The 13,510-nt window shown below is 40.6% G+C and carries 15 protein-coding genes; 3 read left to right on the top strand and 12 right to left on the bottom strand.

Annotated features, from left to right (window positions below; genetic code table 11):
- Positions 1-274: 274 nt before the first annotated feature.
- Both AB5I83_RS03165 and AB5I83_RS03160 read left to right on the top strand, forming a co-directional pair.
- The gene (locus tag AB5I83_RS03165) at positions 275-1,348 is read left to right on the top strand and encodes a GDSL-type esterase/lipase family protein (RefSeq protein WP_448972750.1); all 1,074 of its coding nucleotides are present in this window, start codon (positions 275-277) and stop codon (positions 1,346-1,348) included.
- Between the two features lie 63 nt (positions 1,349-1,411).
- A complete protein-coding gene (locus AB5I83_RS03160) occupies positions 1,412-2,017 on the top strand; it encodes a DUF502 domain-containing protein (RefSeq protein WP_448972748.1) in 606 nt (201 codons plus the stop codon).
- Positions 2,018-2,066: 49 nt separating this feature from the next.
- Here the strand turns inward: AB5I83_RS03160 and AB5I83_RS03155 are convergent, their stop codons facing one another.
- From AB5I83_RS03155 to rsgA, 4 genes are all read right to left on the bottom strand, one after another.
- A complete protein-coding gene (locus tag AB5I83_RS03155) occupies positions 2,067-2,567 on the bottom strand; it encodes a PTS sugar transporter subunit IIA (protein WP_448972746.1) in 501 nt (166 codons plus the stop codon).
- A gap of 32 nt (positions 2,568-2,599) precedes the next feature.
- Positions 2,600-3,037 (bottom strand): peptide-methionine (R)-S-oxide reductase MsrB, encoded by a 438-nt coding sequence (msrB, locus tag AB5I83_RS03150; protein WP_448972744.1) that lies wholly within the window; start codon positions 3,035-3,037, stop codon positions 2,600-2,602.
- A complete protein-coding gene (msrA, locus tag AB5I83_RS03145; RefSeq protein ID WP_448972742.1) occupies positions 3,034-3,573 on the bottom strand; it encodes a peptide-methionine (S)-S-oxide reductase MsrA in 540 nt (179 codons plus the stop codon). Before msrA ends, msrB begins: the two co-directional genes overlap by 4 nt.
- A 144-nt stretch (positions 3,574-3,717) precedes the next feature.
- Complete coding sequence (rsgA, locus tag AB5I83_RS03140; protein WP_448973891.1) at positions 3,718-4,767, bottom strand: ribosome small subunit-dependent GTPase A; 1,050 nt, start codon at positions 4,765-4,767, stop codon at positions 3,718-3,720.
- A gap of 346 nt (positions 4,768-5,113) precedes the next feature.
- On the opposite strand from rsgA, the gene AB5I83_RS03135 reads away from it, so the two are divergent.
- On the top strand, positions 5,114-5,869 hold the full coding sequence (locus tag AB5I83_RS03135; RefSeq protein WP_448972740.1) for a DUF4397 domain-containing protein: 756 nt from the start codon (positions 5,114-5,116) through the stop codon (positions 5,867-5,869).
- Between the two features lie 118 nt (positions 5,870-5,987).
- On the opposite strand, the gene AB5I83_RS03130 is transcribed toward AB5I83_RS03135, so the two are convergent.
- From AB5I83_RS03130 to tatC, 8 genes are all read right to left on the bottom strand, one after another.
- On the bottom strand, positions 5,988-6,572 hold the full coding sequence (locus tag AB5I83_RS03130) for a YpmS family protein (protein ID WP_167834447.1): 585 nt from the start codon (positions 6,570-6,572) through the stop codon (positions 5,988-5,990).
- Between the two features lie 35 nt (positions 6,573-6,607).
- Positions 6,608-7,414, bottom strand: coding sequence for an SGNH/GDSL hydrolase family protein (locus AB5I83_RS03125; RefSeq protein ID WP_448972739.1), 807 nt, complete (start codon positions 7,412-7,414; stop codon positions 6,608-6,610).
- 162 nt (positions 7,415-7,576) lie between these two features.
- Positions 7,577-8,161, bottom strand: a complete 585-nt coding sequence (locus AB5I83_RS03120) for an SCO family protein (protein WP_448972737.1) — start codon at positions 8,159-8,161, stop codon at positions 7,577-7,579.
- A gap of 96 nt (positions 8,162-8,257) precedes the next feature.
- The gene (locus tag AB5I83_RS03115; RefSeq protein ID WP_448972736.1) at positions 8,258-9,232 is read right to left on the bottom strand and encodes a nucleoside hydrolase; all 975 of its coding nucleotides are present in this window, start codon (positions 9,230-9,232) and stop codon (positions 8,258-8,260) included.
- Between the two features lie 74 nt (positions 9,233-9,306).
- The gene (locus AB5I83_RS03110) at positions 9,307-10,887 is read right to left on the bottom strand and encodes an ATP-binding protein (protein ID WP_448972734.1); all 1,581 of its coding nucleotides are present in this window, start codon (positions 10,885-10,887) and stop codon (positions 9,307-9,309) included.
- A 326-nt stretch (positions 10,888-11,213) separates the two neighbouring features.
- Complete coding sequence (locus AB5I83_RS03105; protein WP_448972732.1) at positions 11,214-12,056, bottom strand: DegV family protein; 843 nt, start codon at positions 12,054-12,056, stop codon at positions 11,214-11,216.
- A 168-nt stretch (positions 12,057-12,224) separates the two neighbouring features.
- On the bottom strand, positions 12,225-12,476 hold the full coding sequence (locus tag AB5I83_RS03100) for a DUF2535 family protein (protein WP_226642167.1): 252 nt from the start codon (positions 12,474-12,476) through the stop codon (positions 12,225-12,227).
- Between the two features lie 241 nt (positions 12,477-12,717).
- Positions 12,718-13,494, bottom strand: coding sequence for a twin-arginine translocase subunit TatC (tatC, locus tag AB5I83_RS03095; protein ID WP_448972730.1), 777 nt, complete (start codon positions 13,492-13,494; stop codon positions 12,718-12,720).
- Positions 13,495-13,510 lie beyond the last annotated feature (16 nt).

The raw sequence follows: 13,510 nt of genomic DNA, 5'->3' as shown, positions 1-13,510 counted from the left end.
TACAGGCATAGGGGCATTATCATATCCGTACATTAAAAACCACTCCTCGTTTGTTTTTGAATTGCTTTCCCTTTACGGTATGATATGGGTACTTGACCCGTTTGTGCATTAGCCCATTTTTTAAAATTTATGGGTTCTTCAAAATTCTCAGCAGATTTACGTTAAAGTCAAAAAACAGGAAAAAATATTACAAAGTTGGAAGGTAACGGTTAAAATAGTGATATAGATATTTTTCGGAGGGATACCAACAAGAATGACATCAAGCGCAAAAAAAATGTCCAGTATAATTCTCCTCACCGCCGCATTTATGATCTTTTTAGCGATACAGTCCGAACATTACTTTTCAAAGAATTTAACGGTATATGAAAAAATTGATGCTGGTTCGAAGATTCATTACTTAATAATCGGAGACAGCATTGGCCGGGGTGCTGGTGCAGAAGATAAGGACTTACGCTGGTATAGCCAATTCGAGGTCCTTCTCAGAGACTTCAGCGGATCCCGGGCAAGAAGGAATATGATCGTCCAGAGCGGGGCAACCGCATTCGAAGGAATTTACAAATTGGAGAAGGCCCCGTATTTCCGGGACATAGATCTCATCTTTATTGTTTTTGGTGAAAATGATCGCAAATACATGGATTCTGAACAGTTTACCTTTTTTTATGAAAAATTGATCCGAAATGCCAAGGAGCGCTATCCTGGCTCTGAAGTCATCACAATCATTGAAAGTCCCTTACAACAGGAGAAATTTGCTGATGCGATAAATAGAGTGTCGGTGCATTATGGAGCAAAGCCACTAGACATGCGGGTTCCTTTTAAACAATCAGGAATGCTTACTGAGCAGCTCACCACAGATACGGTCCATCCTAATGGGAAAGGATATCAGTTATACGCGACTTCAATACTCGAATTGATTCAGAATAATATCAATTCAGATACCGAGATTGCCAGTCTTCCAAAACCTTTAACCATGGACCAATCCTTTACTCTGTACGAAAAAAAGAATTTATCTCGCAGCCAGGGATTCGTCATTGAAAATGGAATGAATATCAGCAAGAGACCTGGAGATTACTTAGAATATGAGTTCCAAGGCCCTATTCTTGGAGTTAAGGCGATTCGAAGCCAGGAGGGTGGAATGCTGAAGGTGTTGATCGACGGAGAATATGTCACGACGCTTTCGACATGGTGGCCCTTCACTCGTGAAAGATATCTATATATCGCAAGCGGGCTTGATAAAGGACGGCACACAGTCCGATTTGAAACATTGGGCAAAACTTCATCAAACAATACAAGTGAAAAGTCAGTCATCCAGATATCCTCAATTATCGTTGCAAAAGATGAACAAAAATAATCATAGAAAGTCGCATTTAAAAAGTGTATGATACTTCCATATGTTTAAAATAAGGAGTTCAACATGAAAAGTGTATTGAAGAATTTTATTAATGGGATTTTGACAATTGTCCCGATCATTCTCGTTATCTATGTCATTTATAAAACATTCATGTTCTTAGACAGCCTTCTAGGCAATGTCCTGAAGCCCTATTTACAAGAACGGTATATTCCAGGCATTGGCCTCCTGACAACCCTGATCCTTATTACCATTCTAGGATGGTTGTCCACCCGTTTCATTACCGGAAGTATCATTAAACTGATTGATAAATTGCTGGAAAAAACACCCTTCGTAAAAACAGTTTACTCTGTTATAAAGGACACGGTCCATTCCTTCCTTGGCGAGAAAAAATCATTCTCCAAGGTCGCTTTGGTTACAATACCCGGTACCAATATGAAAAGTCTCGGTTTCATAACGACAGAAAACCTGAAATCATTCCATGAACCATTATCCGAGCATGTTGCCGTCTATGTACCCCAGACGTTCCAGGTAGCGGGGTTCACCTTCCTCATCCCCAAAAACGAGGTGGAAATCATTGATGTAAAACCCGAGGATGCGATGAAATTCATCCTCTCAGGAGGAATGACTTCTGCAAATGGCAAAAATTCTGTTCATGAAAACAGCCGCTAATCAGCGGCTGTTTTTCTTCATACCTGGTCCGTTTACACAAACCTGATACCTATTCAAAGGTCACTTCCAAAATCGGTGTCGTTCCCTTATCTACATTTCCTTCTGTTAAAACCTTCAATGAGGCAGCCTGATCTGTGTTGGTGATTATCACTGGTGTCACAGTACTTTTCGCCTTTTCACTGATCACAGATAGATCAAAGGTTACCAGTTTATCTCCTGCCTTGACTTTATCGCCCTGTGCTACATGCGTTTCAAAACCTTCTCCCTTTAGGGAAACAGTCTCCAGACCGATATGGATCAATAGCTCTGCTCCGTTTTTCGCCCTGATCCCGACAGCATGCTTCGTAGGGAAAACCTGCAGAATCTCACCTTCCACCGGGGACACGACCACTCCCTCTGACGGTTCGATCGCTACTCCATCCCCCATCATTTTTTCCGAAAAAACAGGATCTGGTACTGCAGTTAAACTTACAGCTTTACCTGTCATTGGTGCTACCAATTGAATTGTTTTAACCGGCTCTTCTTTTTTTCCGAATAGCTTTTTAAACATCAGTATCATTCCTTTCAAACATTGAGCTTTGATTAATCATGGAACAGCTTGAGGTACTCTCCATAACCTTCCTCTTCCATTTTTTCTTTCGGAACAAACCTCAATGCGGCCGAATTAATGCAATATCGCAGTCCATTTTCTCCAGGCCCATCATCAAACACATGACCCAAATGAGAATCCGCCGTCTTGCTCCGCACTTCAGTCCGGACCATGAAATGGCTCCGGTCTTGCTTTTCAATTATTTCTTCATCCAAGATTGGCTTCGTGAAACTTGGCCAGCCGCATCCGGCATCATATTTGTCCCGGGAGCTGAACAAAGCCTTGCCCGAGACGATATCGACATAAATTCCTTCTCTTAAGTCATTCCAATATTCATTTCTGAATGGCGGTTCGGTTCCATTATTTTGCGTAACCTCATATTGCATAGGACTCAGTCTCTTCTTTAACTCCTCTGGATTATTTTTTGTCATTTCTTTTCCCCCCAATGATTCCTGATAAATGCTGAACGTCCCGATCCTACTTGGTATGCATTATACCTATCAGGGTTTTTCTTATAATAAGCCTGGTGGTATGTCTCTGCTGGATAAAACGTTTTGGCCGGCAGAATCTGCGTGACAATAGGTTTCGTGAATACACCGCTTTCCGCAAGCTTCATTTTTGATTCTTCCGCTAACTGTCTTTGTTCTTCACTATGATAAAAAATCGCTGTCTGGTAGGACTGTCCCCTGTCGTAAAACTGACCTCCTGGATCTGTGGGATCGATTTGCTGCCAGTATAACTGAAGCAGGTCCTCATAAGGGAATATTTCTGGATTGTATGTGATTTGTACCGCTTCATAGTGCCCGGTTGTCTCGCTGCAAACCTGCTCATATGTAGGATTCTCTGTCGTGCCTCCAGTATAGCCGGACACAACGCCGATAATCCCCGGCTGCTCATCGAACGGCTTGACCATGCACCAGAAACAGCCTCCGGCAAATGTAGCAAGCTCGTGATTACTTTTTTCCATAGTACACCTCATCTTTTAAGCTTTTGATAAATCAATGTAACTGTCTACTCAAATACTTATTCCCTATTGTATAACTTTTAAAGCAAAAAACACATTCAGAGCCCTTAAACAATTAAAACCCCTTCCGTAGAAGAGGTTTTTACATTATCTTCGCTTGTGCATGGAATGATGGCGAGCTTCTTTACTGATATTTTTCCAGTGTTTTTTTTCATCGGCTTGTGCCTTTTTATCCAGCTTACGGTCAATAAAGGCCAACTCTTTTTGGAGCTTTTTATAGCTGATAAGCCTACTTTCTTCGAGCAGTCCCTCCTGGATTGCTGAAACCACTGCACAGCCGGGTTCGTTTTTATGGCTGCAATCACGAAATTTGCAGGCATCAGCATACTCCTCGATATCTGCAAAACTCTCGGTGATTCCATCTTCACTGGTCCATAGCTGTATTTCCCTCATTCCTGGTGTATCAATTAAGATCGCCCCACCAGGCAGCCTGACCATTTCACGATGGGTGGTAGTATGCTTGCCTTTATCATCATTTTCCCTGATTTCCTGGACAAGCTGTTTTTCAAATCCTGTGAAGTAGTTGACAAGGCTTGACTTGCCGACACCTGACGAACCAATCAATGCAATTGTCTTACCTGGTGCCAGATATGCCTGAAGTTCCTCAATGCCTTTTCCCTCAAGAACGCTTACGGCTATTACAGGTACACCGATAGCCACTGAGGAAACTTGATCCAGCTTCGCTTGTAAATCTGTCACTAGATCCGCTTTGCTTAAAACGATGACAGGGTTCGAACCACTTTCCCAGGCAAGCAACAGGTATCGCTCAATTCGTCTTAGATTCAAATCATCATTAAGTGAGTTAACGATGAAGACTGTATCAACATTTGCTGCGACTATTTGCTCCTCGGTAACCTGGCCGGCAGCCTTTCTGGAAAACTTGCTTTTTCGGGGAATGATTCCTTTTATGATCCCGCGCATCTCCCCGGGGGAAGCTTGAACGGCAACCCAGTCGCCAACTGCAGGCAAATCTTCACGGCCATTTGCTTCAAATGTCAATTTGCCAGCTAATGTACATAGATATTCTCCTTCTTCGAGCCATACCCTATAACTATGCTTATGCTCTAATGCTACCCTGCCAAGCTTCAGTCCATCTGGATACCTTTCATTAAAAAGGCTGTTCACTTCAGCACTCATTCCGATATTTTCAAGATTATTCAATTCTTATTCCTCCATCATGCTTTTATAAAATATTAAAAAACCACAGGCATACACAGCCCGTGGTTCATAAGCATGGAGAAAAAGACTAGTCGTCTATTGATCCGCTCAGGTCAGGGGCCGTGCAAAAAGCAACAGTCATCATCAAAACATTTAACATTTTGCTCATTTCACTCCACCTGCCTCTCTTTTAGTTATTTATAGTATATGGTAAAACATTCCTCAAGTAAAGCTTTATTTTAACTATGCGCTGCCTATTTGCACCTCTTGCGCCCAATTTGCATACTTTACATTTGAGTATTCATTAATTTTAGGAGTGAGGGGTATGACCACTAGGAACCAGAATGATTACCTTCATAAAGCAGCCATATATGATTTATTGGCTAATTATTATAAATACCTAAATCCAAGCTTGCATGTCATGTATTACCACAAACACTTACGGAATTTAAATAAGGCTGTCCAGTTAATGCGATCCCCTGCAGTTCCGGAAAGTCCATTAACTCCAGCCATGGTTCGCTTCTTGCATGGATCTCCAGGGGTAGAGAAAGTTGATATTTATGTAAATGGAAACAGGGTGCTCCGTGACTTCAGCTATAAATCCAACAGCAGCCATATGCAGCTTCAGCCAGGGAAATATCAGGTTGATATATATCCAGCAGGTGATAGTGTATCTACGGTGATCAGCAAAAAGATAGTGGTCGAACCAGGAAGGATATACACAGCGGCGATTGCCGGCCCTATCAATAACCTTAGGCTGCTGATTTTCGAAGATAGCCCACAGACTCCTGTAGGAGAAACGAAAGCTAGATTTATCCACCTTTCTCCAGATGCACCAGCTGTAGATATTGCCGGGAAAAATGGTGATGTCATTTTTCCGAATGTGTCCTATAAACAAGCCACTACTTATCTCGCTTTGACCCCTATGACTGTTACACTTGAGGCGAAAGTTGCCGGTACAAAAAATACAGTAGTGACAATCCCCGATGTGAAATTGGAACCAAATAATGCCTATACGATCGTCGCGGTAGGTACTGCCAAAGGGGAACCACCAATTGAAGTACTAATATTGCAAGGTTAAGACGGCCGGGCGACCGGCCTGTTTTTTTAATGAAACATCATTTCTTTGCAAGAAAAGTTATTCCACATCAATGTTCCTTCCGAAAAAACAAAAAGAAGGCACCCATATAAGTACCTTCTTAATCTGCTGGAACAAGCAGCGTAAATTTAACGTTATCCTTTTTCAAATCAAATTCATTTACACGGACCTTTATGTTACTTTTCAACTTAAGCCTTTGCATTGACACATACACTCTTTCTTCCTTTGGCTGGATGTTCACGGCAGCCGGCAAATCATAGCTGTCGCGGACAAATTTAAGAACCGTTGATACAGGAAGGTTCAGTCTTCCTACCGAAATGGACCTCTGCTTTAAGATCAAATCTCCATTTTTCAATGCTTGAGGTTCGAAGGTTAGCCTTAATTCCAACTCCTGACTGAAGAGAGGCAGCGTTCCATATAACTCCACTTCATCTGTCAACAGAACTTGATAATTAATCTGGCTGTTCTTTGCTTCTTCTTCCAGGTAGTGATTGATGACCCGATTTAAATCCCGTTTGTTTGTCGAGACATTAAAAGCAACATCATCTCCATCAGATTGATTCGGAACAGGTTCTATTTTTGTTTCCTCAACAGGTGAAGCGATTAGGACCCAGACTGCGATGATCACTGCAGCTATGATACCCAATAATATAAAAAAGCCGATTTTCCATTTGTTTTTTTTCATTACTTTTTGTAGCTCCTCTTCCATGACTTATTGCATCAGTACGATATTGAATCAATAACCTGCTCATTCAGCGTTTCATAAATCCGGTCAGCAATTAATTGGTAGCCCCGGTCATTCGGATGAAAATAATCAGTATATAACAGGTTTTCTTCATTGTTCAGGAAAATATCATGAATGTCGACAAAGTGCGCATTCCCATCCTGCGTTACTATTGAGAGACTTTGGCTGTTCCATTCATCCACTATTTGATTCATTTCTTCTACATCCGCAAACCAGCCATAAAACGGGTTATACAGTCCGATTAAAACTATTGGCGCTTCTTGATTATGGCTTCGGATTGATAAGAAAATTTCCTGAAGCTGTTTTGCGAACAACTTTTGTTCTGCTTGAAAAAGATTAAGATTAAGACTGGAGAAATTCTGCTTAACCACCTTCATCAAATCATTTCCGCCGATCGTTAAGATGATCAGATCGGCCTCCTTGATAGAGGATTGGACATTTTTGTCATTGAGCCTTTTAAGAAGCTGGTCGGTCCGATTCCCTCTTACACCAAAATTTTCGAAATTCGCATTTTTTATTGTCTTTTCATTTTCAAGCTGTTCAGTAAGATATGGGATATAACCTCCTGTGTTGGTACTATCCCCTACCCCCTGTGTTAGAGAGTCCCCAGCAGCCACAATATGCAAATCCCTTGGAAAAAATGATGTCGGCAAAGCTTCCTTTAATTCCACTCCCGTTTCCTTGACCTTATTGAAGTTCCCTTTTTGCAAACTTTCAAACTGGCTGCAGGAAGATAAGATCATGGCCAGTGCTACATAAAGTAAGGTGAATTTCTTCAACAATATTCATCACCTACCTTTAAAAAGTATAATCATTATATCATTTAATGCCTTAATGGGGCTTGTTTTCCGATTCGCTTTTCCCAATTCCAAGCGTATATTATAATCTGTTCAACCTGAAAAGGCTTATTCCAGGACAAAAAAAAACAGACCACATAATGCGGTCTATTGGAGTGCTTCAATATCTTCAATTATTTGTTCAAAAGGAACGTCCTTCAGCCCAGTATAATATTTCCTCATATCCCCGTTCTGGTCTACAAGGTAAAAATCAGTTCCGTGGATGACCTGATCCCCTGTTTCAGGCTTCTTGACTAAAGTCTTAAAATTTTCAAGCGCAAATTTCTCTATTTCCGCTTGGGTATAACCCGTTAGGAATGACCAGTTCTTGAAATCCACATTGAACTTCTTTCCATATTCCTTAAGTGCCTCAGGAGTATCGACATCAGGATCCACACTGAAGGAAATAATCTCGACATCCTTAAGCCCTTCTTCATTCATCATATCCTGGAGCTTTGCCATATTGGCTGTCATTGGCGGGCACACATCTGCACAGTTCGTAAAAATAAAGCTTGCAACCCAGACCTTGTCTTTTAAATCCGCTTTGCTTACTGACTCACCATCTTGATTGGTGAAAGTAAAATCCTCAATCGGATAGTTCTTGGCATCCTTTAATCCGCTATTCCCACATGCAGCAGCAAAAATCATAACTGCAGCAAGCATGAGGATGGTATAAACCTTTTTCAAACCCATCACCTGCATCTCTCGAATAATGTCCATAGACAATTTTATCAGAGGCATTTGAGAGAAGAAAGAAAAAGGTATGAAAAAAGTGTGAAATTGCATCATTTACCCTGTGCCATTGTGGGATTGTGAATTTTTCATCGTTGTGTAAAAATTCTTAATGAACTCTGCGTAATTGAAGTTAACAGCTACCTTATGGACAGGATAATCTGCTTTGTCAATCGATTTCCTAAAATCCCCGATACTCTCGCCAAATGCCTCCCCTTTGTTCACAACAATTTTGACAGGAATATCGAGGTAAACAACATGCTCTTCATGCACTAACGCCCAGAGTGTCAGTACATCATGGAGAGGAGCACCAGTCAATTCAGGATTCCTCTCTTTATAGAACTTGAAGTAATAATCGAACATGGGCTTGACTAGCTTCCCTACTTCACTGTCAATAGAATGGTAGTATTCATCAAGCTCATCAATCAAGGCCGGGGTCACGATTGCCCCGCTCGTCACATCTAACGGAATGATTTTCACAGGAGGTTTTGATTGTGTCAGGACGATATTAGCAGCATAAGGATCTCCATAGAAATTTGCTTCAGAGACCGGCGTCACATTTCCCGGCTCATTGAACGCTCCACCCATAACGTAAAAATCCTTAACCATTTTCATAGTTTCAGGGTAGAGAATGAAAGCTGCCGCGAGCGATGACAGTCTGCCCACATTCACTATGATGATTTCACCGGGGTTTTTTTCGATGATTTCCTGAATGCCGTGGAAATTTTCTAGAGAGTAATCCACCTCAATATCAGGGATAATCGGTCCTAGCCCTTCAATCCCATGGACATCAGGAACATATTCAGGGGGAATTCCTGTCAATGGCAATTCGGCACCAGTAAAAACCGGAACATCACTTCTTCCGGTCAACTTCTGCAAATAAGCGGCATTACGCAGTGCATCTTTCTTTGATACATTGCCATAATCGGCAACGACACCGACCAAATCTATTTCCTTATTAAAAAAAGCATATAAAACAGCGATATTGTCATCTATTCCAAAATCACTAAAGAAAAGCACTTTATATACCAAAGTCCGGACACCTCCTTGGTAAATTATATTGAGAGCTTTGAAAATAATGGCAAAAAAATAAAAAGCCCTGATATTTACTCAGGACTTTCCTCCAACAATGGGACCTTTATCTCAAAAGTGGTTCCTTCTCCTTTTTTACTGTAAACCTTTATTTGACCTTTCATGCGTTCTACAATCTGGTAACATACCATCAATCCCATGCCTGTGCCCCGCTCTTTCAAAGAATAAAAAGCCGTACCAAGCCTTGAGAGTTCGTCCTTAGTCATGCCAATGCCTGTATCATTGATGGTAAAAACACCGAAACCAGCTTGCTTCTCCAATGTCATGCTAAGCTTACCGCCATCTCCCATTGCCTCAATACCATTTTTCAGAATATTGATGAGAACTTGTTTTAATTCGCTTTTATTCCCTCTAATTTTTACATGGTTCTTTATTTCTGTATGCATTGAAATGTTTTTAGACATCATGGCATAAGAATTCATCAAATCCATGACCTGCTCCGCCAGCTCTCTTCCATCGATGATTTCCAATTTCCCAACATCAGGTTTCGCCAAACTCAGATAGTCATTAATGATATTTTCCGCTCTGTTCAACTCTTCAATCATCAATTTTAAATACATATGATCTTCTTCGCTCATCTCTTTTGAAAGGAAGATTTGCAGAAAGCCTTTAACAACAGTCATAGGGTTTCTGATTTCATGGGCAACAGAGGCCGCCAGCTGGCCTATTGCGTTCATTTTCTCGGCACGCTGAAGCTCTTGCTGAAGTCTTGTTCGTTCAAATATATTTTCCATTGTGTTGATAGCTTCCTCCAGCAACAGCGACTCATTGTCCTTAAGAGCGCTTTGGCCCAATTGTTTGGATGCCGCTGAGACTCGATCAAAAAGTTGGGAAAGCTTGTAAGCCATCTCATTAAAGTTCTCACTTAATAAACTTAGTTCTGATTGGTCATGCACTGGCAGCTTAACGCTAAAATTTCCGGAACTGATTTCCTTAATCCCAAAAAACAAGTCGTCAACGGGTTTCATGACCTTCTTAAGGCCCCAATTCAAGATGACATACACAGCAGCCAAAATGGCCGCCAGCTCCAATAATAACAGCATTAAAATTTCCATTTGATTTTCCTTGATGATGGATGCTTTTGCATCTATTCCAAGTATGGCTACAACGTTCCCGCTGTTATCAGTAATCGGGGCAAATGCGGTGATCCAAGAGCCGTATTGATCAGTGAAAATATCGGTACTTGTTATAATCTTCTTTTCCCTGGTTTCCCGATAAGCACCGATAAATTCTTCGCCTGCATCATAGAACATCAAGGAATCAAAGGTATATTCATAATAAGCATCTGAAGCAGACAGTATGTAAACTTTATGATTTGGATATTCTTCAGGAAGTACAATATAAGCACCAAGGAAAGAGGCACTTTTGCTGCCTACCAAAGTCAAGAGCCTTTCTAGCCGCCTAATTGAAGGATTGGACGCATCCCGGAACTCATTTGCCTTCTTTATATCTTCTGGATCCAGTGTGGATGACCAAATACCTGCCACTCCTTCAACCTTGTCCGCCATTTGGCTTTTCAATTGTTTTGACTGCAGGTAGAAGCTTGTTCCTATTGTCGACACGACTACGATCGTCGTGATCAAAAATGAGAACATCAAGACCTTCTGAAATAATGGCATGTTCTTAACATTAAGCTTCATATTTTCATTGTCACATTCCGTTCCATCTAAAAGTGAATATTGAAAATATTCGACACTATTCTTTGATTTTCCTGTATTGTTTAAAAACTTTGTATTGAACCAGAAGAATATTGTTATTTAAGAATTGGATATTGGGTGAACCGGTTGTTTACACACATTTGGTTATTTTATAATGTAGCGAAACCTCTTCCTAAACGATGTATCCCCACATTATCCGTTTTTTAGAGAAAGCTAACGAAAAAGTCCTGAAATGTAAACTTCAGGACTTAGAGAGTAGAGCCTTATTCAAAATAATACATAAAACCAATAGCGCCAGGGCCTGTATGAGTGCTTACAATCGGCGTTGTGTCTTCGATAGTAAAGTTATCATAGCCAGATACTTCATACACAGCTTTCTTTATTTTATCAGCTAGTCCCATGCCTTCTGCATGAACAAGCCCTACACCTTTGATTGTTTTACCATCTACATCTGAGGCAAATTGATTTCTAAGGTACTTTACAACCTGGGAATGACTTCTGGCCTTTGAAACTGGAGTATACTCTCCACCTTCTAGTGAAGCGATTGGTTTGATATTCAACAATGAACCAATCATCGCTTTTCCTTTGCCAATACGCCCTCCCTTGACCAAGTTCTCAAGCGTATCAACGACGACAAAAAGACGAGTCTGATTTCTAATTTCATCAAGCCTTGTTACTATTTCTTCAGCTGTTTTACCATCAGCCGCCATCTCTGCAGCCTCAAGAACCTGAAAGGCAAGGGCTTTCGAAATAAAGCGGGAATCAATTACATTCACCTTTGCAGTGGTCATCTGTGCTGCACTTTCTGCAGAGCGGACGGTACCGCTCATACCGCCTGTCATATGTATCGAGATGATTTCATAACCGTCCGTAGCCAGCTCGTCATACACCTTTAAAAATTCACCGGCAGGAGGCTGGGAACTCTTTGGCAACTCAGGAGAAGCTTTCATCTTTTCCATGAATTCCTTAGGACTGATCTCCACTCTGTCTAAATAATTTTCCCCATTAATAGAAATGGATAATGGGACAACGATGATCCCCCACTTCTTGATAAGCTCATCATTCAGATCACATGTAGAATCAGTTACAATTTTAATTTTAGACATAAATTCACATCCCTATCAAAACACTGAACTATGACTATTATACCTATTCTCAGATGCAAATTAAAATATTTGCATACCATCTTTTAGGTTCCTAAAGCAAAGAAGTGTAAGAAATGATCCTGAAAAAGAACAAAAGCGCCTGTGTAAGGGCGCTTCAAAAATGAATCTTCAGGCGTTATTTTTCAATTCAGCACATTGGAATAGTTGCTCATATTCCGGCCACTTCATGACTCTTTTTAAATACTCTTTAAAAGAATAAAACTTTTTTGCGTTTCTTTCCTGATAGATTGCTGTTATAAAAGTTTGCAAACGGACTTGGATCATGAAATAATAGGTGCTCTCTTCTTCCAACACAGGAATATCCACGACTTTAACCTTCTGTCCAACAACATTTTTGAACTCTAGGCTTTTGAATAGCAAAATATCAATCCTCTTTTATACCCGTTTGATTATATTATACCCTAATTCCTAGTCGAAATGTGTCTGTTTACGGAGATAAAAATATTTTTTTTAGTACTTTTCGTAAACTTGATGCTTGAAAGGTAAATGCAACAAACTTGTTGGATTTGAGGCTCTGCTGAGTCCAAGTAGCAAGGTTGAGATGGAAAAGACTATAATAAAAACGTGTGGAACTAACCCACACGTTTTTAGGAATGTTTTATTAAAGCTTGGATGATTCCTCATCGAACTCCTCTTCCATATCACCATATTGTTCTTGCCACTCTTGTTCCTTTTTGAGCTTCCGTCTGTATACGAATTTGGACAAGTTCACGCTGATCTCATACAAGACCAGAAGTGGAATTGTAACAAGGATATCGGACATGAAATCCGGCGGAGAAATGACGACTGAAATCACGATTAGTATAAAGTAAGCATACTTCCTGACCTTAACCAGAACATAAGGATTAATGACTCCCAGTGATGTCAAGAACATGACGACAACCGGCAATTCGAACAGTACTCCAAATGGGATGGTCATATTCATGATGAACTTGAAGTATTTTTCTGCCGTAAAGTTGGTTACAAGCATATCCCCGCTAAGTTCAACAAGGAAGTTCAATACTGTAGGAAAAATAACAAAGTAGCCAAAAGCTAGACCAACGATGAATAGTATGAATAACGCCGGTATATAAGAAAGCGATATTTTTCGTTCAATCGGCCTGAGTGCTGGTTTGACAAAAAGCCAAATCTGTGTGGCCAATACAGGAATCGTACCAGCTATCGCGATGATGGTGGCAAGCATGAAGTAAATCCATACGATGTCACTTGGACCTAAGACTATTAACTTGACATCCAAGTCCCGGACAAAAAAGTTATATATTTCTTTAACATAGAAAAACCCTACGCCGAAGAAAATAATAAATGCTACAGCCGTAATGATCAGTCTGTTCCGCAGCTCATCGAGATGATCCACCAGATTTAATTCTTTATCTTCCATTTCACAATCCCCTGCC

The organism is Mesobacillus sp. LC4 (assembly GCF_053543455.1).
The sequence above is the reverse complement of the archived record's forward strand: the minus strand, read 5'-3'. Positions and strand labels throughout refer to the sequence as shown.